19 protein-coding genes and 1 pseudogene are annotated in these 21814 nt (G+C 34.7%); 4 read left to right on the top strand and 16 right to left on the bottom strand.

Annotated features, from left to right (window positions below; genetic code table 11):
• The first annotated feature begins 69 nt into the window (after window positions 1-69).
• Entirely contained in the window at window positions 70-1953 is a 1884-nt protein-coding gene (gene ftsZ / locus IV513_RS01205) for a cell division protein FtsZ (RefSeq protein WP_209388693.1), read from the top strand.
• A gap of 103 nt (window positions 1954-2056) precedes the next feature.
• The gene (locus tag IV513_RS01200; protein ID WP_209388692.1) at window positions 2057-2503 is read left to right on the top strand and encodes a GatB/YqeY domain-containing protein; all 447 of its coding nucleotides are present in this window, start codon (window positions 2057-2059) and stop codon (window positions 2501-2503) included.
• Window positions 2504-2647: 144 nt separating this feature from the next.
• Here IV513_RS01200 and IV513_RS01195 read toward each other — a convergent pair whose 3' ends face one another.
• The 12 genes from IV513_RS01195 to IV513_RS01140 all read right to left on the bottom strand — a co-directional run bounded on the left by IV513_RS01195 (window position 2648) and on the right by IV513_RS01140 (window position 15767).
• Window positions 2648-4606: a tetratricopeptide repeat protein gene (locus IV513_RS01195; protein WP_209388691.1), complete on the bottom strand. Its 1959-nt coding sequence runs from the start codon at window positions 4604-4606 to the stop codon at window positions 2648-2650.
• A gap of 4 nt (window positions 4607-4610) precedes the next feature.
• Complete coding sequence (locus IV513_RS01190; protein ID WP_209388690.1) at window positions 4611-5132, bottom strand: LptE family protein; 522 nt, start codon at window positions 5130-5132, stop codon at window positions 4611-4613.
• Between the two features lie 4 nt (window positions 5133-5136).
• On the bottom strand, window positions 5137-5841 hold the full coding sequence (locus IV513_RS01185) for a hypothetical protein (RefSeq protein WP_209388689.1): 705 nt from the start codon (window positions 5839-5841) through the stop codon (window positions 5137-5139).
• A gap of 12 nt (window positions 5842-5853) precedes the next feature.
• Window positions 5854-7152: a sigma-54-dependent Fis family transcriptional regulator gene (locus IV513_RS01180; RefSeq protein ID WP_209388688.1), complete on the bottom strand. Its 1299-nt coding sequence runs from the start codon at window positions 7150-7152 to the stop codon at window positions 5854-5856.
• Window positions 7153-7179: 27 nt separating this feature from the next.
• Complete coding sequence (locus IV513_RS01175) at window positions 7180-7983, bottom strand: tetratricopeptide repeat protein (RefSeq protein WP_209388687.1); 804 nt, start codon at window positions 7981-7983, stop codon at window positions 7180-7182.
• On the bottom strand, window positions 7955-8470 hold the full coding sequence (locus IV513_RS01170) for a hypothetical protein (protein WP_209388686.1): 516 nt from the start codon (window positions 8468-8470) through the stop codon (window positions 7955-7957). Before IV513_RS01170 ends, IV513_RS01175 begins: the two co-directional genes overlap by 29 nt.
• A 9-nt stretch (window positions 8471-8479) precedes the next feature.
• A complete protein-coding gene (gene miaB, locus IV513_RS01165; RefSeq protein ID WP_209388764.1) occupies window positions 8480-9916 on the bottom strand; it encodes a tRNA (N6-isopentenyl adenosine(37)-C2)-methylthiotransferase MiaB in 1437 nt (478 codons plus the stop codon).
• Window positions 9917-10069: 153 nt separating this feature from the next.
• The gene (locus IV513_RS01160) at window positions 10070-10786 is read right to left on the bottom strand and encodes a hypothetical protein (RefSeq protein WP_209388685.1); all 717 of its coding nucleotides are present in this window, start codon (window positions 10784-10786) and stop codon (window positions 10070-10072) included.
• Between the two features lie 108 nt (window positions 10787-10894).
• Complete coding sequence (locus IV513_RS01155; protein WP_209388684.1) at window positions 10895-11377, bottom strand: hypothetical protein; 483 nt, start codon at window positions 11375-11377, stop codon at window positions 10895-10897.
• Between the two features lie 116 nt (window positions 11378-11493).
• A complete protein-coding gene (lysA, locus tag IV513_RS01150; protein WP_209388683.1) occupies window positions 11494-12693 on the bottom strand; it encodes a diaminopimelate decarboxylase in 1200 nt (399 codons plus the stop codon).
• 221 nt (window positions 12694-12914) lie between these two features.
• Window positions 12915-14138 (bottom strand): PolC-type DNA polymerase III, encoded by a 1224-nt coding sequence (locus tag IV513_RS01145; RefSeq protein WP_209388682.1) that lies wholly within the window; start codon window positions 14136-14138, stop codon window positions 12915-12917.
• A gap of 99 nt (window positions 14139-14237) precedes the next feature.
• Window positions 14238-15767, bottom strand: coding sequence for a helicase HerA-like domain-containing protein (locus IV513_RS01140; RefSeq protein ID WP_209388681.1), 1530 nt, complete (start codon window positions 15765-15767; stop codon window positions 14238-14240).
• A gap of 409 nt (window positions 15768-16176) precedes the next feature.
• Between IV513_RS01140 and IV513_RS01135 the strand changes: the two genes are divergently transcribed.
• On the top strand, window positions 16177-17586 hold the full coding sequence (locus IV513_RS01135) for a rhodanese-like domain-containing protein (RefSeq protein ID WP_209388680.1): 1410 nt from the start codon (window positions 16177-16179) through the stop codon (window positions 17584-17586).
• Between the two features lie 11 nt (window positions 17587-17597).
• A complete protein-coding gene (locus IV513_RS01130) occupies window positions 17598-17906 on the top strand; it encodes a co-chaperone YbbN (protein ID WP_209388679.1) in 309 nt (102 codons plus the stop codon).
• 76 nt (window positions 17907-17982) lie between these two features.
• Here the strand turns inward: IV513_RS01130 and IV513_RS01125 are convergent, their stop codons facing one another.
• The 4 genes and pseudogenes from IV513_RS01125 to IV513_RS01110 form a co-directional block, all read right to left on the bottom strand.
• The gene (locus IV513_RS01125) at window positions 17983-18948 is read right to left on the bottom strand and encodes an ROK family protein (protein WP_209388678.1); all 966 of its coding nucleotides are present in this window, start codon (window positions 18946-18948) and stop codon (window positions 17983-17985) included.
• 80 nt (window positions 18949-19028) lie between these two features.
• Window positions 19029-20255: a PepSY domain-containing protein gene (locus tag IV513_RS01120; RefSeq protein WP_209388677.1), complete on the bottom strand. Its 1227-nt coding sequence runs from the start codon at window positions 20253-20255 to the stop codon at window positions 19029-19031.
• A 123-nt stretch (window positions 20256-20378) separates the two neighbouring features.
• Window positions 20379-21689 (bottom strand): TonB-dependent receptor, encoded by a 1311-nt coding sequence (locus IV513_RS01115; RefSeq protein ID WP_209388763.1) that lies wholly within the window; start codon window positions 21687-21689, stop codon window positions 20379-20381.
• A pseudogene (locus tag IV513_RS01110) lies at window positions 21679-21814 on the bottom strand (IS982 family transposase); the annotation flags it as partial. The pseudogene IV513_RS01110 and the gene IV513_RS01115, both read right to left, overlap by 11 nt.

Raw genomic sequence — 21814 nt, 5'->3', positions numbered from 1 at the left:
TGATGAATGATATGCGATCAATGATTATCAAATATCATTAATCAATTATCAATTATAAAAAAATAAAGCATGGAAAATATAGGTACACAAGGATTTTCATTTGATTTGCCAAAAGGAAATTCATCAATTATAAAAGTAATCGGTGTAGGTGGCGGCGGTAACAATGCGCTGAAGCACATGTACGAAAAAGGAATTCACGGTGTAGATTTCGTTATCTGCAATACAGATGCCCAAACTTTAGACAATAACCCTGTTTCCAACAAAGTACAGTTGGGAGTTACCATTACAGAAGGTCTTGGAGCAGGAGCAGATCCTGAAGTAGGAGAGAAAGCTGCTATTGAAAGTATAGAAGACATTAAAGCAGCCATGGGACAAAACACCAAAATGGTCTTTATTACTGCAGGAATGGGCGGTGGAACCGGAACCGGAGCCGCTCCCGTAATTGCCAAAGTTGCCAAAGATATGGGGATTCTTACGGTAGGAATTGTTACCGTACCTTTCAGTTTTGAAGGGAAAAGAAGACTGGAGCAGGCAGAAAATGGTCTTGAAAAACTGAGAAATAATGTTGATTCTCTAATTGTCATCAATAACGATAAATTAAGACAGCAGTTCGGGAATTTAGGCTTTAAACAGGGATTCTCGAAAGCCGATGAAGTTTTAACAAATGCCGCAAAAGGAATGGCAGAAGTTATTACAGGTTATTTTGATGTGAATATTGACTTTAGAGATGCTAAATCTGTGCTTCAGAATTCCGGTACGGCATTAATGTCGACAGGAATGGCTTCAGGCGAAAATAAAGCTGAAGAAGCGGTAAGAAAAGCATTAGATTCTCCATTATTGAACGACAACAAAATTACCGGAGCAAGAAATGTACTCTTATTAATCCGAAGTGGTGCCGAAGAAGCTACTATGGACGAAATCGGTATTATCATGGATTATATTCAGAAAGAAGCAGGAAACACTGCGGATATTATCTTTGGTGTAGGTGCAGATGAAGAATTGGGCGATGCAGTAAGCGTATTGGTTATTGCAACGGGGTTTTCTAATGATAATAAAAAATTTGCCGGACCTACTGAAAAAATCAGAATAGGTTTGAATGATGCATTGGATGCACCAAAAACTTCGCCTTTCAAAACAAAAGAAGAAAGAGAAACAGAAGTGGAGCAGGGATATGATTTTGGAGGAAAAAATCTTTTCAGATTAGACGATGAAGAGCAGGATACACCACAATTCAAGGTTTCTTCCAATGAAAAAAAAATGATTGTTGAGGATGAAGATGTAAAAACAGAAGTCAAATTTTCAGACAGAGATCACGATACAATAGATAATCCGGCTCAAAGTTGGAAAGGTGATGATTCTCAGGATGATGCCTACAATCTTTTTTCTTTTGATGAAGAAGCAGATAACGATTTGGAAACCCAATCTTTCACATTCGATTTTGAAAATAAACAAGAAGAGCCAAAAAGCAATGATTTTTCCAGAGTGTATTCCGATGAAAAGCCTGTAGAATTCAGCTTCACTGTAAATGAGCCCGTAAACGAACCGAAAAATGATTTTGGACAGCCAAAAAATGAAGTAGAAACTTTTACAAGTATCATTGAAGAAAAAACGGTAGAAGTTCAGAACACTTTCGAAGTAAAAGAAGAGCCAAAAAATACTGTAGAGTTCCATTCTGAAACATCTGTCCAGACAGAAAGCGAATTTACTTTTGTAAGCAAACCTGCAGATCAGGAGCGTGTAACGGAAAGAAGAAATAAACTGAAAGAGTTTAATTCCCGTTACCAAAATTTCGATGTAGTTAATGATTTTGAATCTGTACCGGCTTTCAAGAGAAAAAATATTTCTATAGACGGAAGTAACGCATCAGACCAAAACATCAACACGTATCTTTCTGATAACAACGGAAATATGCAGATTAGAGAAAACAGATTTTTAAATAAAGATGTAGATTAAGAATTGTACTCATGTATTTACGTAAAATGTATTTACGATATATCAGAATCGTTTTATATTTTAATCATAAATACATTGTACTTTTTACATTAATACAAAAATTATGAGTTTAGAAAATACCATAAACGAAGCGATTAAAACAGCAATGAGAGCTAAAGATAAAATAGCTTTGGACTCTCTTCGTGCTGTAAAATCTCAAATATTATTATTAAAAACAGAAGCTTTAGGAGCAGAAGTTTCTGCAGAACAGGAAATTGCCATTCTTCAGAGAATGGTAAAGCAGCGTAAAGATTCTTTTGATCAGTTTGCTGCACAGGGAAGAAACGATCTTGCGGAAGTAGAAGAAGCTCAGATGAAAGTGATAGAGCAGTTTTTACCTAAACAGCTTTCTGCTGAAGAGCTGGAAACCGAAATGAAAGCAATTATTGCTGAAGTCGGAGCCGAATCTGTAAAAGATTTAGGTAAAGTTATGGGAATAGCTTCAAAAAATTTAGCCGGAAAATCTGATGGAAAAAGTATTTCCGAAATGGCTAAAAAGCTGCTTTCCTAAGTATTATTGATGGCTGATAAATGATGATGATCATCATGCAGCTATATTTTTATTGGATATTCAACCTTTGCATATCGATTTGATTAAAGAAGCCCGAAATTATTAATTTCGGGCTTCATTTTTATTCTGGTAATAAATTTACTCTTAGTTTTTTCCTCTGCTATCCTTTATTTCCTGGATTTTACCTTCAAAATAATCTTTTCTGGCGGGATGCTTTTGGATAAGTGCCTGAAAAGCGTTTATCGCTTTAGTATACAGCTTTTGTTCAATATAAAGGTTTGCGAGAGTTTCGGTCATCAAATGAGAAATATCGTCCGTTTTCTCTTTTACCGTAAAACTTACTTCATCTTTTAATTGGCTGATTTTTGGGTTGTTTTCTATAAAAGATTCAATAGCTTTATTTTTTGTTGCTGTTTTATCTTTTAAAATTTCTTCTGTACGGTCTATTTTAAGCCAGCTTTGCCACGTATTGATGAAGCCCGGAACATTACTGTCAATCGATTCCGTTTTCTTTACAGATTCTTCTTTTAGAGGTTCCTCTTTTAGAGCAACGCTTTCTTCAGCATTTTTCTTGTTATTGATAGGCAATGAAGAGATTTCAGATCCGAAAAACGAAACATTCATTACAGGAGCTTCACTCTCAGTTTCTTTTTCGTCTAAAGTTTTCTCTTCTTCAGCCGTTTCCTCTTTTGCTTCATTAGAAATCTGAGGTTGCTCTTCCACTATACTTTTATTTGGAGTAATTTCAGAGGTTTTCTCTTCTGGAATGATCTTTTCAACGGTCTTTTCTTGACTCTCTTTTTTATCTATTAAAGAATCGGGCAAACTGCTTTCAAGACTCATGGGTTTCCAGGAAGTATTTGCAATAGGTTCTTCGTCAATTTTATTACTATCCGAAGAAATTTCTTCTGTTGAAGGCTCTTCAATTACGTCTTCTTTTTCCTCTTTCGGCGAAAAATCAACAACAAAATCTTGAGTTTCAGAGAAACTGATTTCGTTTCCGGAATGTAAAATGCTTTCTTCTTTATCCGTCTCCGTTTCTGTCTTTTTTTGAGATTTCATCTTTTTTTCAACCTCTTCAATCAGACGGCGCATTTCATCTTCGTATTTATTGGCAGAAGGTTTTTTCTCTTCAGTTTTTACCTCTTGATTGGGTTGAGCAGTTTCAATTTTCACATTTGGAAAGAAAGATTCTGTTCCGTGAAAACTTAGCTGAGAATCGTCCTGAATTTCTTCTTCAACTTTCGGACTCTCTATTTTATCCTCATCAACAATAGTTTCTGCATTCAGCGGTTCTTGGGCTTCTTCTTTTTCTACATGAATTTCCTCAACATCTTCTACATTCTTTTTTTGAGGCTCAAAAGGTTCGGTTTCTATAAAGCTGGTTTCGGCTTCATTATCTATTTCTTCCGAAACTTTTTCAGAAATTATTGTGCTTTCATCAATTACCGTTTCTATGTTAAGATTTTCTGTGATAGAATTTTCATTAAATTTTTCAGAATCTTTCTTTTCAGTTTCGTTTTCTTCAGGTAATTCTTCTTCTTTTTTATCAACAATAATTTCTTCAGTTGATGATGAAATTGGAGAACTTTCTGCCTTTTGGGTAACAATTACGCCAGATTCTATGGTAGATTCTAAATCTATTTTTTCGGAATTTTCTTCATTCAGGAAATTTTCTTCTCCCTCATATAAAATTCTGTTTCGCTCTCCGTTTACAATAACTGTCTTTATTTCAGCTTTAGGGGTAATTAAAGACTCGGAAACCGCTTCGTAATCATGTTTTGCAGGTTTTTCTTCCTGTGGTAGAATGTTCTCAGTTTCTTTAATATCTTCCACCGGAATTTCTTTTGTCTGAATTTCCTGTTTTGGCTGTGGCTTTCCGTTAATTAGCTGATAGAGAATTTTCTTGTCTGTTGTATAGGCAGCCGTGGTAGATAAATCTTTCTGGTAGTTTTCTTTATCGAAAAGATGAACTCCGTACAAATGCAATGCACGGATATTCTGAATGTAAGGAAAAGAATTAATTTCTTCTTTCAAAAGATTCAAATCTTCTGGCTGAATAATTTTTGGATTTTTTAATAATTCTAAAACTCTGTTATTCATTATCTTACCAGTTAGCGACAATGTCGTTGAAAATTTTATTAATAATTCTGTCTGTTACCAGTTTTACCTGAGAAGTTTCGATCTGGCTCTGGGATAAGTTACTGTTGAAAACGGCTTCATCCACATAGGTTCTTTCAAAACTTAATTCAGAATGCAGTTTGTTTTCGTAACGCACTTTTACAGTAATCGTAAGCTTATTCTGAGATTGTTGTATAGTTCCCGCACTGGTCTGCTGCGTTGAAGAACTAATGGTTGTAGGAGTAATTCCGTAATCTGTAATTTCACCCTCAATTAAAATATCGGGATTCGTTTTGGTTCCTTTTAAAGTGGTACGCTGTAAAAACCTGTTCTGAATATCCGTAGAAAATTGCTGAGATAATGCAGGATTTACCAAAGCTGCATTGTTGGGAAACTCGTTAATCTGAACTGTTTTTTCATCTTTCAGAGAAGAACCTGTAAAGGTGTAGCAGGAATTGAGTAACCCTACAGATACCATTAAAATTAAAAGATTTTTGAGCGTATTCATTTTATTATAATTCTTGTGTACCTATTTCTTTAATTTCATCATATTCAATCTGCTGAAGAGCATCTTCGTAGGCAATATGATTGCATGTATATATTAAAGGTAAGGTGAAAAAAACACCAATACCACAAGCTAAAATTCCAATTTGAGATAAAAAACTTATAACAAAACTGAATAATAAAATCATGATTAAATTACCTTTAGTCATTACTTTAGAAGTATTCCATGCAGTTTTAATATCAGTAATACCTTTAAGACTTATCAAAGGAACGATATAAAAAGCTTTAAGCAAAAGATAATATAAAAAGAAGATCATAATCGCCATCAGGGGAAATAAGATGAACGGAAAGCTTGAACCTCCGCCGTTATAATATTCATTAACTCCACCAGTTATCGCTATAATAATAATTATGGGAATATACATTACAAATACTGCAGCTAAGATGATTAATTGCAAAATGAAGTAGGGCATAAAATCCTTAAAATCAAATATTTCACCTGCGGCTGCATTCTGGTTCTTACTTATTTTTCTTAAATATTTGTGATAATTTCCAAGAGCTAAAAGACCACAAAAAGGAATGATACTCATAACTATTGTTGTAAGAAAACCCAAAAAAACTGCCCCATAATTATTTTTCAATAAATCAAATCCTTTACTGATATAGTCACCAAACTTAAAATCGATGGGCTTAGCCGTAATGTGTGTATTCATAAAATTAAATTTTTATTCTTCCAGATTATATTGTTTTATTTTTCTATACAAGGTTCGTTGCGAAATTCCAAGTTCGTCTGCAGCACGGTTTCTTCTGCCGTTGTGCTTCTCTAAAGCTTTTACAATCAAATCTTTTTCATTGTTTTGTAAAGATAGAGATTCCGGCTTGTTTTCTTCAATTTCAATACCCTCAAAATCCTCGTAAGAATCTTCAGGATTCGAAATAATTGTAGGATTCTGAAGATTCTGACTGCTTACGTTATTATTATTTTCAAAGTATAATAAAGAGTTGGGACTTGCCGTCTGAGGAGTTGCTTCAGGAGTATAAATTCTGCTGATTAGATTTTTCTCCTGATTGCTCAGATCCGAATTGCCTCTGTTCTTAATGAGTTCCGAAGTTAAGGATTTTAAATCATTTATATCGTTTCTCATATCGAAGAGAATTTTGTACATGATTTCCCTTTCACTTCCAAAATCATTTTGCTTCGGGGTATTGGGTTGCGTAACTACCATTGGTAGATGTGCATCCATCGGGATGTATTCCGCAAGCTTTTCAACAGAGATTTTTCGGTCTCTTTCCACTACTGTCATTTGCTCCACCAGATTTCTCAGCTGGCGCACATTTCCTGGGAAAGAATAATTTTCAATGTAATGAACGGCACTTGGCTCCAGTTCAAGCTCCGGCATTCTGTATTTTTCGGCAAAATCTATCGCAAATTTTCTGAAAAGTAAATGGATATCTCCTTTTCTTTCTCTCAAAGGCGGCATATCTATCTGCACGGTGTTCAGACGGTAAAATAGATCTTCACGGAAACGCCCATCCTGAATTGCCTTCATCATATTCACGTTCGTTGCAGCAACAATTCTTACGTTGGTTTTCTGAATTTGAGAAGATCCTACCTTCATAAATTCTCCGCTTTCTAAAACTCTCAGTAAACGCACCTGGGTTTGCAAAGGCAGTTCGCCCACTTCATCAAGAAAAATGGTTCCGCCATCGGCAACCTCAAAATATCCTTTTCTGGTTGCCGTAGCTCCTGTAAATGCCCCTTTTTCGTGACCGAATAATTCGGAATCAATAGTTCCTTCCGGGATTGCACCACAGTTTACCACAATGTAAGGCTGATGTTTTCTTTTGGATTCTGAATGAATGATTTTTGGGATAAATTCTTTTCCCACACCACTTTCTCCAATTACAAGTACCGAAATATCGGTTGGTGCTACTTGTATTGCTTTTTCTAATGCTCGGTTTAATGCAGGGAAATTCCCGATGATTCCGAAGCGGTTTTTTATATTTTGAAGCTCGTTGCTCATAATTTTGATTTTTTTAGATTTAAATTTTTACAGCTCTTCAATCTGAGCTCTGTAAACTTTGTTGAAGTGATGAGTATAGCCATCTTTCATGGTTTTACCCTCGTCATAGCTTTTTAAAGCTAACTTTTTTAAATCTAAATAATCTTTATTTCTGATTTTCGAAACTTTACTTTTATAATATATATTTTCGGCAAAATCATTTTGTTTGCTTTGCTTTTCGAAATTTTCTAAGGCTTTATCGTATTTTCCGAGCTCAAAATAGGTAACTCCCAATTGGTAATAATCGTAAAAACCAACCGTATGGTCTTTTTTCGCCAACCGGTTTTCTATAATCGAGACCGCTTTTTCTCTTTGCCCTAAAGCGGAATAGCAAATCGCTTTTGCAATATGCAATTCGTAATCTCCATTTTGAGAATAGCCTAAATAACCATTGGGATATAATTTTTCTAAAGCCTCAATATCCTCAATAGCTCCTTTGTAATCTCTCAGAAACTGGTATTTGCACCAACCTCTGTAGCCTAAATTCATTTTAGGGTCGAGATTTACAGCTTTATCTATTAGTATTTTCCAAGAGATAAAATCTCCGTTTTTAAGATAAGGAACTGCTTTTTCTTTATATAAATTAGAAAATGTGGGACATAGTTTTATTGCTTCATCAAAACCTTCCTGAGATTCTTGGGTTCCCTGCCCATATTCTTCCCAATAATTATACATCTCGCAGGCCTTTTTACAGTTGTCATTCTGCATTGTATTGCAGTTAACCTGTGCCTGAAGATTAGAATAAATAACCAGTACGAGAAGGCTAAGGTAGTATTTCTGAAACTTTTCCATGCTCTATTTTATAGGTTAAATATTGGTAATAATCTACTTTTTTTCCGTCTATCTCTTTGGGAATCCAGCCATTTAGATTTTTAGAAAAAGAAAGAATTTGGGATGTTAATTTCGAATCCAGCTGTGTTTCCTTGTAATTTTCATCCATCTGCTTCATTCTGAAGATTCCGGATTTTCCTTCACAATTTACAACAAATCTTATGGTAACATAGCCGTTAACATCTTTTGAACTATGTATGTTTTCTTTCTCAAACTTTCGGAGAATTTCTAATTTCTCTCCTTTGTACTGAATACCCGATGAACCTCCGCTATAATACTGATAAGAATAAGATCCTTCGGATAAATATTTCTTAAAATTTGGATCATCTAATTTTTTATCCCATTCTACATTTCCCACATGAGCAGGATATTTCGAAACAGCGGTTTTATCTGTCTGACAATTGCTGAAGAGTGGAATTAAAAATAAAAGAAACAGAGCGTTTTTCATCCGAAATTTTTACTTTACGGTTTCCCCTAAAAGTGTGCCCTGTGTATTATCAAAAACAAAAACATCCACAATGTCACCAATTTTCTGTCCTTCAAGCATATCGAATACACAAACGGCATTTTGAGAATTTCTTCCTTTCCATTGGTTTTTATTCTTTTTAGAAATTCCTTCAATTAAAATCTGATGAGATTTTCCTACATAAGACTTCATTCGCTTTCTGGATAATTCTCCCTGCAAAGCAATTACTTCTGCCAAACGTCTCTGTTTAACATCTGCAGGAATGTTGTCTTCCATTTTCTTGTGTGCGGGAGTTCCTGGTCTTTCTGAATACGCAAACATATATCCGTAATCATATTCAACCTCTTTCATTAAAGAAAGTGTATCTTGATGATCTTCTTCAGACTCGTTGCAGAAACCTACAATCATATCTTGGGAGAAAGCCACTTCGGGAACGATTTCTTTTGCTTTTTTTATTAAATCTAAATATTCTTCACGGGTATGTTGTCTGTTCATCGCTTCCAACATTGCGTTGCTTCCGCTTTGTACAGGTAAATGTACATATTTACAAATGTTGTCATGCTTCGCCATCATTCTGAATACCTCTAAACTCATATCCTGCGGATTGGATGTAGAAAAACGGATTCTCATTTCCGGAACAGCTTTAGCAACCAAATCCAGCAATTGAGCAAAATTTACTGCCGTTGCTTTTTGCATTTCAGAGGCTTTTTCAAAATCTTTTTTAGGACCGCCACCGTACCATAAATAAGAATCTACGTTTTGCCCCAATAATGTAATTTCTTTATATCCGCTTTCCGAAAGGCTTTTGCATTCTTCAAGAATAGAATGCGGATCTCTGCTTCTTTCTCGGCCTCTTGTGAAAGGAACTACACAAAAAGTACACATATTATCGCAGCCTCTTGTGATGGTAACATAAGCTGTAACGCCGTTTCCGCCTAAACGAACCGGGTTGATGTCTGCATAGGTCTCTTCTTTAGAAAGGATAACATTAATGGCATCTCTTCCGTCTTCGGTTTCTTTTAAAAGATTGGGTAAATCTCTGTATGCATCGGGACCTACAACTAAATCAACAAGTTGCTCTTCCTCTAAAAATTTAGTTTTAAGTCTTTCTGCCATACATCCTAAAACGCCAACCGTCATGCTCGGACGCTCTTTTTTCAGGTTTTTGAACTGTGAAAGACGCATTCTAACAGTTTGCTCAGCTTTTTCACGAATGGAGCAGGTGTTAAGAAGAATCAGGTCTGCTTCTTCTACTTTCAACGTTGTGTTGTAACCTTGTTCGTTTAAGATAGAAGCTACAATTTCCGAATCTGAAAAATTCATTTGGCAACCATAACTTTCCAAAAATAATTTTTTGGAATTTCCTTCCTTTTCAGCTATGGCAAAAGCTTCGCCCTGTTTAGTTTCGTCTATATATTTTTCCTGCACGGTCTTTAAAATTTGAGATTTAAAATTCAGGATTTGATGTTTAAACTGCTGGGCAATTTCAAACATCAAGCATCAGATTTCAAATCAATTCAGTTTGCAAAGATACAAAATATTGTGACAGAATGGCAGGAGAGAAATTTTGTTTCCGAGGTATTAGTTTACCTTAAGGGTAACAGGTAATTTAAAGTAATGTTTTACAGGAATTCCTTTATATAATGCGGGTTTCCAATAAGATTTTTTGGTGTTGGAGGCACATTTAATTACCATTTCGTTAAACTTGTCTAAGTTAGAAATATTATCAATGTGGAAAAATGTTGCTTCTCCATGGGTATCAACATCAAAATAAATTGTGAAAGAATAATTATTATCAGAACGATAGCTGTTGTCGAAGCACTTGATAAAATTATCCCGAAATTTCATAATGTCGCTTTCTTTATCTTTATACATATAAACCGGCAGAGTGAAATCTGAACGTTCATTTGGCTTATTAAATAACAAGTCATCAGAGAAACTGGCAAAAAACATAGCGGGTACTTTTTTTCCATCAACTTCGGCTGATTTCCATTTTTTTGTCTGAGAAATGGCGTTCAGTACTTTGTCTTTGAGGCATTTGTTGTTTTCAACGGCTTTTGTGTCCTCATCTGCTACATATTTAACGGTATTGTCCGGATATACCACAAATCTCATCGCTAAAGCCTCTTGTTTATCACAAGGTTTGTAATTGTTATTTACTGTAATCTGTTGAAGATCTTTGAAGAATGCTTCTCTGCCGCCTTCATAATAATCCTGATCTTTAGGGTATTTATATAATATCTGAGCACTTACAGCTGCCGAAAAAAGCATTAAAGAGAAAATGATAATTCTATTCATGTTGAAAAATAAAAGCTGTCGTAAAAGTACAACAGCTCAATATATTTTTTGGAATTTGAATATTAAAAATTATTCATTTTCTAAAATTTAAACTTCAATAGTTTTTTTCTACATATCTGCCGATAGAGAAGAGAAATTCATTTTTAATTTCATTTCAGATTTTACAGGTTCTCCGTTGCACATTGCGGGTTTCCAGTTTTTCTTAATTCGTCTTACTATATACTGCATATCATCGAAGAAAACTTCGCTGTTCAGCACTTTAGGTTCTCCGGTAACATCTACAACCTTGCCCATAGCATCAATGGTTAATGTGAAAGTAAAATCTCCGGATAGAGTATAAAAATCGGAATTCAGATAAGTATACATGTATTTGGACAGGATTTCTTTGTAAGCCGCAGCTCCTCCTTCGAAACTTGCCGGTTCAAAATTATTGCATCCTTTTACTGCAACCTGCATAAATGGTTCTTTAATATCTATTTTGATGAGATTCTTATTGTTTTCCATAATAAAAGAATCGTCTCTTTCGTCTATTACCTGAGAAAATGCAAGATTTGCTGTAAGTAAAGCGAATAAAAAGGTAAGTGTTTTCATATATAGATTTTTTTAAAAGTAAATGATCATTCTTATTGAAAAGAACAGTAAAAATTGAGCCAAAAAAGAACTTCACTATAAATAATGAAGTTCCTGAAATCTTTATTGAACTTGAATTATAAAACTTCTATCTGATTTCTCAGTAAATCTTCAAATTCGTCTCTTTTTCGGATAAGATGAGCTTTTCCCTCTAAAAATAAAACTTCAGCAGGCTTTAATCGGGAATTGAAATTAGAACTCATCTCAAAACCATAAGCTCCTGCGGTGTGAAAAGCCAGAATATCGCCTTCTCTTACTTCATTTAGTTTTCTGTCCCATGCAAATGTGTCGGTTTCACAAATATTTCCAACAACGGTATATATTCTTTCGGCACCTTTAGGGTTAGAAAGGTTTTCAATCTCATGATAAGAATCGTAAAACATCGGACGAATTAAGTGATTGAATCCCGAATTCACTCCCACGAAAACGGTCGCCGTAGTCTGTTTAATTACATTAGCTTTCACTAGAAGATAACCGCTTTTTCCTACCAGAAATTTTCCCGGCTCAAACCAAAGTTCAAACTTTCTTCCGGTAGTTTTAGTGTATTCCGAAAGTACTTTTTCTACTTTTTTGCCTAAAGTTTTTACATCGGTTTCCAGTTCGCTTTCCTGATAAGGAATTTTGAAACCGCTTCCCATATCCAGATATTTTAAATTGGGGAAATTTTCTGCTAAATCCAGCATGATTTCTAATGCTTGGATGAAAACTTCAGGGTCTTTAATCTCACTTCCCGTGTGCATGTGAAGACCTTCAACATTAACGTTCGTAGATTTCATAACACGCTCAATGTGTCGCATTTGGTGGATAGAAATTCCGAATTTAGAATCAATATGTCCTGTAGAGATTTTATGATTTCCTCCCGCATAAATGTGTGGGTTAATTCTCACAAAAATAGGATAAGAATTTCCGTATTTATTCCCAAACTGTTCCAAAATTGAAATGTTGTCGATATTGATATGCACTCCATGATGCATTGCTTCTTCAATTTCGGCTAAATCTACACAATTGGGAGTGAAAAGTATTTTTTCTTTGGTGAAGCCTGCTTTTAAGCCAAGTTTTACTTCATTAATGGAAACACAATCTAAAGAAGCACCTAAGTTTTTGATGTACTTTAAGATATTGATGTTGGTTAAAGCTTTTGCTGCGTAAAAAAACTTAGTGTGTTTTAGAAAAGACGAAGAAAGTGTTTCGTATTGAGCTTTAATCGAATCTGCGTCGTAAACGTACAACGGCGTACCAAATTCATTGGCAATCTTAAGTAAATCTTTTGAATTCATAATTTCATTTTGACATAAAAAACGGCAGATTCTTCGAAAAGAGTCTGCCGCAATGATTATTTTATGCAAGCTACTCTTTTAAATATTCCAAACCTTAGAGAACTTTACAGCTCCCTTTTTTCCGGTTTTATTTTGTTTAAAATTTTGCATTGCTCTGTTTAATTTTAGCAAAAATACTATTTCTTTTTTATATGAAAGAAAAATGCTAACAATAACATTTTTTATTGTGGTAACGGAAGTGTTTCGAAATCACCACGAAGCAAAGCCAATTGCAGGTCGCTAATTAAATCTGAAGCAGGAAGTGGTAAGTCTATTTTCAGTTTAGAAACTTTAGTCAAGGTCTGAATTTGGGTGAAAAGTTCATAAAAACCATAGGATTCTGGCTTTCCGTTTTTAATAACGATAAAAAGTTTTTCTCCCATTTTTTTTCCTGATCCTAGCCAAATTTCATTTGTTTTTCTAAAATCTATTTTTTTTGAAAGATTTTCTGGCGTTTTGAACTCCTCATTCTCGTTGATGAAATGCACTGCCTTCATTCCTTGTGTAAAAGCCTTGAATTTAAGAATAGGTTTTTCTTCTTTATTCAGATTATTTTTTTCTACAATATATTTCTGATTTCTAAAATATAAACCATAAGGAAATACTTCTCTTTTCTTAATTCCTTTAGAATTTAACATCAGTTTTGCAATAATATCAGAGCCTGTAAGTTCAAAATGAATCTGCTCTGTATCATTTTGTACCTTTTCCCATTTTTTGGATTTGGAATTGAACAGTTTTTTGGAATATTTATTAACATCCTGAACATAGTCGGATAGAACAATTTTCCCATCGCTGTTCTGAAAATAAACAAATCCTTTTTCGTGAGGTAAATCCTGAGTTAATTCTTTGATTTTGTTGATGTAGTTCTTTGCGTTGCTCTCTTCGTGCTGCTTCTGTATAATCTCATTTTCTGTATCTTTAGAAACAAGAAGTTTAAAAAGCTCTAGAGTAGCTCTTGCATCGCCATCTGCTCTGTGAGCGTTGGTTAACGGAATTCCCAAAGATTTTACCAGCTTTTGAAGAGAATAACTTGCTTCATCCGGAATCAGTTTTTTAGCTAAAGGAATTGTATCTAAGGTGTTGATTTTAAAATCGTAGCCAAGTCTGCTGAACGATTGCCGCAACATTCTGTAATCGAAATCAATATTGTGTCCTACTAAAGTTGTATTTTGAGTAATTTCTACCACTCTTTTTGCCAGTTCGTGAAATTTCGGTGCTGTTTTCACCATTTTGGGCGTAATACCGGTAAGTTTCTGTACAAAAGGAGTAATATCGCTTTCGGGGTTTACCAGAGAAATAAACTGATCTACAATTTTGTGACCGTCATAACGATAAATGGCGATATCTATAATGCATTCTTTTCTGAAACCTGCACCATTACTTTCTATATCTATAATTGAATACATTTATTTTTATCTTACAATACAACAATCAAAAACCAAACCTTTTAACCGACAGTTTTTTTAACGCAATCTGCTAAAATAATAAAATTCCCCGTAAACTGATTATCTTCTTTTTCTTCCTCCTAAACCAAGCATTCCCAAAATAGCTTTCGCACCTTCTCGCATTAATGTATTTGCAAATGTTCTTCCCGCGCTGCTTTTCATGACTTGTTCAAACATTCCGGGCTCTTCTTTTACGGGTTTTGTTTTTTGAGAAGATACAGAATTTTCTACTGCCTGTTCCATTCTTTTGGCTAAAATTTCGTAAGCAGATTCGCGGTCTACAGAGTTTTCGTATTTAGCAACCAAAGCCGATTTTGAAGTTAAGTCTGAAATTTCAGAATCGCTCAAAACATCCATTCTCGATTCAGGAGAAATTAAGTAAGTCTGAACAAGTGGGGTAGGAATTCCCTTTTCGTCTAAAGCAGTCACAAAAGCTTCTCCAATTCCCAGATTCTGAATTAATTCTGAAGCATTGTAAAATTCGGTTGTCGGATAGTTTTCTACCGCTTTCGAGATTTCTTTTTTGTCTTTAGCTGTAAATCCTCTTAATGCATGCTGAATTTTTAGTCCCAACTGCGAAAGTACATTCTCCGGAACATCCCCCGGAATTTGAGTAATAAAATAAATTCCCACTCCTTTGGAACGAATGAGTTTTACCATGGTTTCAATTTGAGAAACCAGCGCTTTAGAAGATTCATCAAAAATTAAATGTGCCTCGTCGATAAACAAAACGAGTTTTGGCCTTCCACTGTCGCCTTCCTCAGGAAAAGTCATGTAAATTTCAGCAAAAAGTGAAAGCATAAAAGTAGAGAACAGTTGTGGCTTATTTTGAATGTCTGCAACTCTTAAAATATTTACCACACCTTTTCGATCTCGGGTTTCCAGCAAATCGTGTACATCGAAACTGGGTTCTCCAAAGAAATCTGAAGCTCCCTGCTGTTCTAAAGCAACAATAGATCTTAGAATTGCTCCTAAAGAAGCAGGAGCAATAGATCCATAATTTGCTGCTAATTCGGATTTTCCCTGAGGGTTATCGCTTACATATTGAAGAACTTTCTTTAAATCATTCAGATCAATTAACGGAAGTCCTTTATCATCACAATATTTAAAAACGATAGACATAATGCTTTGCTGTGTATCGTTTAATTCCAAAATTTTAGATAACAAAATGGGACCGAATTCTGTTACTGTCGCCCGTAATTTTACACCTTTTTCACCCGAAATGCTCATCAGTTCCACAGGAAAAGCCTGCGGATTGTAAGGAAGCTGAGTTTTGGCATAACGTTCCTCGATAATTGGATTCATTTTTCCGGCTTCGGCAATTCCGGAAAAATCTCCTTTAATGTCTAAAACTAAGGAAGGGATTCCTGCGTGAGAAAGCTGTTCAGCAAATACCTGAAGTGTTTTTGTTTTTCCGGTTCCGGTGGCTCCCGCAATTAAGCCGTGTCTGTTAATGGTTTTTAGGGGAATGGTAACGTTCACTTCGGTAACAACTTCACCGTCTAACATCCCTTTTCCTAATATAATGTGATCTCCACTCGGAGTGTATCTTTTACTGAGCTCTTCAATAAATTTTGTTTTGTCTGCCATTTGAATTTTTATTTTTTAAAGATAATTTTTTTGAGAATATTAAAACAAGCTGTTGTATATCACATCCGGAAAGTAGATTTTATTGAAAAAATAAACCTAATTTAGCATTTATTACAGAATTTTGTCATTAATTTCATTAAAAATTATACAATGAAGTTGGGGATTTATTTTTAGACAAAAATAGGAGAATAAGTTATATTTCCAAAAAAGTAAAAAAGAAACAATATTTACTTATAAGAATCCAGAAGGGTATTAATATCAACAAAATAAAGCCTTTTTACATAAAATAAATTGAGAAATTTTTTTCAAAATAGACCAGGTCTATGAAAAGCTATTGTGAAACGATAATGCTTTTTATAAAAATAAAGTCGATTTTTGCATATTGAATGAACATAAACGCATTATTAAAATGAAGATTGAACAAATATATACAGGCTGTCTTGCTCAAGGTGCATATTATATTGTATCTGAAAATGAAGCGGCAATTATAGATCCGCTGAGAGAAGTAAAACCTTATCTTGACCGTCTGGAAAAAGATAAAGTAACCTTAAAATATATTTTTGAAACGCATTTTCATGCAGATTTTGTTTCAGGACACTTAGATTTAAGTAAGAAAACGGGTGCACCGATCGTTTACGGACCAACCGCGGAACCTCAGTTTGAGGCAATTATAGCAGAAGATAATCAAATTTTTGAAGTTGGAAAAATAAAGATTAAGGTTCTTCACACTCCAGGGCATACCATGGAAAGTACAACCTATCTTCTTATTGACGAAAATGGCGTTGAAACAGCTATTTTTACCGGAGATACTTTGTTTTTAGGAGATGTTGGAAGACCGGATTTAGCCCAAAAAGCGGGAAGTGTAACTCAGGAAGATCTTGCAGGGATTTTATACGACAGTTTGCAGAATAAAATAATGCCTTTGGATGACAGTATTACTGTTTATCCTGCGCATGGTGCGGGTTCGGCTTGCGGAAAAAATATGCAGAAAGAAACGGTAGATATTTTGGGAAATCAGAAAAGAACAAATTATGCTCTAAATCAGCCAGATAAAGAATCTTTTGTGAGAGAAGTTTTAGAGGGTCTTACCGCACCCCCAAAATATTTCGGGATGAATGTTGCCATGAATAAAGGAGGTTATGAAAGTCTTGATGAAGTGATGAATAAAGGTTTAAATCCTATTTCAGCTGAAGATTTTGAAGGTTTTGCCGAAGAAACAGGTTCGTTGATTTTAGACACGAGAAGTCCGGGAGATTTTTACAAAGAATTTATTCCAAATTCAATTAATGTAGGTTTAAAAGGAGATTTTGCACCGTGGGTAGGCGCTTTGGTGGTAGATGTGAAGCAGCCTATATTGCTTGTATCTGATGAAGGAACGGAAGAAGAAGTTATTACAAGATTGAGTAGAGTAGGGTTCGATAATGTCTTGGGTTATTTGAAGGGTGGATTTATTGCGTGGAAAAATGCAGGCAAAGAAACTGACCAAGTTAATAGAATTTCGCCTTCTGAATTTGCAGAAGTATTTAACAGCCAAGCTAAAGTAATTGATGTAAGAAAAATTTCTGAATATTCTGCTGAGCATATCGAAAATGCCTATAACAGACCTTTAGATATGATTAGTGAATGGGTTTCGGGGATAGATAATTCTGAGCATTTCTTTCTTCATTGTGCAGGTGGATACAGAAGTATGATTGCAGCGAGTATCCTAAACTCTCACGGAATCAGAAATTTTACTGAAATTGATGGAGGTTTTAATGGAATTAAAAAAACAGAAAAACTACCATTAACTAATTTTGTATGTCAGTCTAAAACACTTTAAAACCATTGTGAATGTCACAAAAATTTCTGGAAGTTATTAATTCTGAACGTCCTGTTCTTATAGATTTTTTTGCAACATGGTGTCAACCGTGTAAGGTTCAGTCGTCGGTTCTGAATAAAGTAAAGGAAAATATTGGCGAATCTGCCAGAATTATGATGCTGGATGTAGACCAATATCCGGAAATTGCGGCACAAGTTGGTGTAAGGGGAGTTCCTACTCTGGCAGTTTTTAAAAATGGTGAGCTGCTGTACAAGCAAAGCGGAGTACATGATGTGAATACCTTAACAGATCTTTTGAAACAGTTCTCTGAAAATATATAGAATATTCTCTTTCAATATACCAAAAAAGCATCCTTCATTGGATGCTTTTGTTTTATGTGATGATTTGCTCTTCATTTTATTTTTCCCATACCAAAGCACTGGCTCCAAGAATGGCTGCGTCTGCTTCATCAAGCTCACTGAAAACTAATTTTACTTTATTTCTGAAAATAGGCAGCAAGTTTCTTTCCATGTGAAGTTTAGCAGGTTTTAAGATGAAATCTCCGGCTTTGATGACTCCACCAAACAAAAGAATGGCTTCAGGTGAAGAAAACATTACAAAATTTGCTAATGCTTCACCTAATTTCTGTCCGGTATATCTAAAGACCTCAATAGCGACTGGATCTCCTTTTACGGCACATTCGTGTACTGTTTTAGAGTTTATTTCTTCTTCCGGATACTGATTGAGCATGGAGTCTGGAAATTCTGCTCTCATTTTTTTAGCGGTGATTGCAATTCCTGTAGCGGATGCATAAGACTCTAAACTTCCTTCAGAACCTGTACTCCAATGTTTTCTCCCGCCTGGTTTTACAATAGTGTGGCCTAATTCTCCGGCAAAACCATCGTTTCCGTAGATTAAATGACCTCCAGAAACAATTCCGCTTCCAACGCCGGTTCCCAAAGTAATCATGATAAAATCTTTCATTCCTCTTGCTGCACCATACATCATTTCACCTAAAGCTGCAGCATTGGCATCATTGGTCATTTTACATGGGCTGTTAAATTTAGCGGACATGAGTTCTGCGAAATTAATGATTCCTTTCCAGGGTAAATTGGGAGCCAGTTCTATCGTTCCTTTATAATAATTGGCATTAGGAGCACCTACACCAATTCCTTCAACACCATTTTTGCAATGATTTTCAATCATAGGTTGAATTTCCTTATAAAGAGCATCTACAAATTCTTCCGGAGTGGCATAGCGATCTGTGGGTATAGATCCTTTTACTAAGATTTCACCTCTGTGGTTAACCAAACCAAATTTAGTATTGGTTCCACCGATGTCGATACCTAATGCAACCTGTTTAGACAAATCTACTAATGACATTTCTTGCTTTATAATTTTAGAAGCAATAAATTTATAAAAAAGATTGAATTAATCATTTATTAATGAGAAAAAATAATTGTTTAATTATGATTTGTCGACACTGTCTTTTTAGCTTTTTTACGCCTTCCCCACCAAATTAGAAATCCTGTTACTGGAAGTGATGCACACATTAAGCTTACTATAAAAGCTATTATTTTAGTAGGAAGACCCAAAATAGAACCTACATGTACATCGTAATTGGCGGCGATAGCTTTTTCTCCCAAATTCTTATCTTCATGATTATGGGTGTGGAGAAGCTCTCCTGAATTTTCATCAAAAATTAAACTGCTGTTTTTATGATAAGAATACGATAAATGTTTTACAAAAACCGAAAAGTTAGTATGTTCATGATCGTCCAAGTGCTCGTGTCCCAAATCTATTGAGTAGCCATACGATTGCGGATATTTTTTCTCTACTGTTGCCATTACTTTGTCGAGCGTGGTTTCGTTACGCATTTCGATGGGTGCTTTTGTAGTAATGTGCGAGAAATCCGGATACACCGTATTTCCTCCTGAGAATATAACATAAATCATTGCCTGTACAGCAAAAAACGCATAAAATAGACCGGTAATCGCAAAAACTAAACCAAATACGGAAGCATAAAATCCGAAAATATTGTGTAGATCATAATTTTTTCTTTTCCAGCTTTTAACATTTTTCCAATGGAATGAAAATCTCTGTTTTCGGGCGGCTTTGTTCTTGGGCCACCATAATATTATTCCGGAAATAAGCATAATTATAAAGATAATTACAGGAATTCCCACAACATATTTTCCCCAATCCTGCTTAAGCAAGAAACTCCAATGGATGCTTTTTATGATTTGAAAAAAACCGTTTTTCTCATCAAAAACCTCTAAAACTTTTCCAGTATAAGGATTTACGTATGCCGATTTGTAAATAGGAAATTCATCAAAATAATTCCATGTCCCATGAGTGTCGTGTTCGTACCAGTAAAACTGATAAGACATTTTTTTATCGATAGGAACATTTACCCAATGTATTTTAAATTTTTCCGGAACTTGCTCTTCAACGGCTTTTTCTAATACCCGAATAGGAAGCGTCTTTTTTAGGTCTATATTTTTTTCGTTATGATAAATTACTTCTTTGCGGCTAAAGTTTTCTATTTCATCTTTGAAAACATACAGAGCTCCTGTTATCGAAATAATAAAAATAAGAATGCCAATAGATAGACCGAACCACAGATGCAGTTTTCCTGTCCATTTTTTAAATCTACCGGGCTTCTTTTTTGGATGATGTTTTTTCTTCATGAATTCTAGAGTTATACAAAGATAGGTTTTCTATTTTTATTTAGATTAATTCAAATTAGATTAAATGAAACTGCCAAACTACTTGCGCAGTTTGGCAGATGATTGATTGTTTTTTCTCTGGTATTAGAATTTATAATTCAGACTTAAAGATAAGGTTCTTAATCTCTGAGGCGTTACAGTAGACCAACCGGAGAAATATTTTTTATTAGCAATATTGTCTAATTTTAAAATAATGCTGTATCTGTCTTCTGTATATGAAAGAGAAGAATTCATAATAATGTAGCTAGGAAGCGGAAATGCTCCGATTTCACCTCTGTTGAGTGTGTAAAATCTGCTTGCAGAATTCCCTCCGAAACCGATCCCGAAATTCTTTAAAGAGCCTTCCTGTATTTTGTATGTTCCCCAAAAATTAATCAAATTCTTCGGTCCTGCATCTTCTGTTCTGTGACCTGGATAACCTTCATCACCTTTTACAACATTACTGTCGTTATAGCTATAACCTGCAATAATATTCATTCCTGGAATTGGGCTTCCTAAAACACTTACTTCAAACCCTTTACTGTCAACTTCTCCTCCTTGATTTATATTGACACCATTACCCATCACTTTGTTTTTCACATTGATGCTGTAATAACTTGCAGTAATAGAGAATTTATCACCAGCTAAGTTTGCTTTTGTCCCAACTTCCCATTGATTAGCATGTTCTGGATCAAAATAACGGAGTTCACTGCTTAATACATTTCCAAGATTGTCTGTAATTTGTACTGTAGAAGGATCTACATTTCGGAATCCGTTCATATAATTACCAAAAACAGAAACTTTATCCGGAATTGGTTGATAAACTAATCCTAATTTTGGAGACAAGGTGGTTTGTTCTTTAGAATCATCAGTAGCATAAGCACTTGCTCTACCTGTAAAATGATCTACTCTTAAGCTTAACATTGCAGATAAATTAGGCAAAATGTTTACCACGTCAGAAACATAAGCACTGTATATTTTTGCTTGAGCGTGGCCGATTTTTTGCCCAGCTCCTTCTAAAGCTGCAGAAACAGAAGATTTTGTTAGTACACCTGCATTAGTATCAGTTTGATCAACAATATTTACTGTTCCATAGCCAATCCATCCTGTTCCTCCTTGAATAAAATCTCTTTGGAAATAATCTAAACCAACTAATAATTTATTTTTAACACTTCCGAAATTTAAATTACCAACAAAGTTTTGCTGAATTCCTGTGGTGTTGGTTTCTCCTCCTACATCAGCAATAAATCTAGTAAAGTCTTTTCCATTAGACTGATCCCATAAATATTGATAATAACCTTCTGTTTTTGTACTGCTTCGTGAAACAATTGTTTTAGAAGTCCAGTTTTCTGAAATTTTATAATTTGCTGTTGCCTGAAGATTAAAAGTAACTCGTAGTGCACTATCAAACGAGATTTATTTTTAGGTTGTTTATATTTCTGTCAAAAATAAATCTATTCAAAAACTGAATAGTTGTAAGGGTTGTAATTTTAGCCAAAATTCTTGTTTTAAAACCTTCAAAAGTTTTGGCGTAGTTTCTT

The organism is Chryseobacterium sp. RR2-3-20 (assembly GCF_017808115.1).
In the GTDB taxonomy this organism is placed as follows: domain Bacteria; phylum Bacteroidota; class Bacteroidia; order Flavobacteriales; family Weeksellaceae; genus Chryseobacterium; species Chryseobacterium oryzae.
This window is presented reverse-complemented; position numbering and strand designations above follow the sequence as displayed.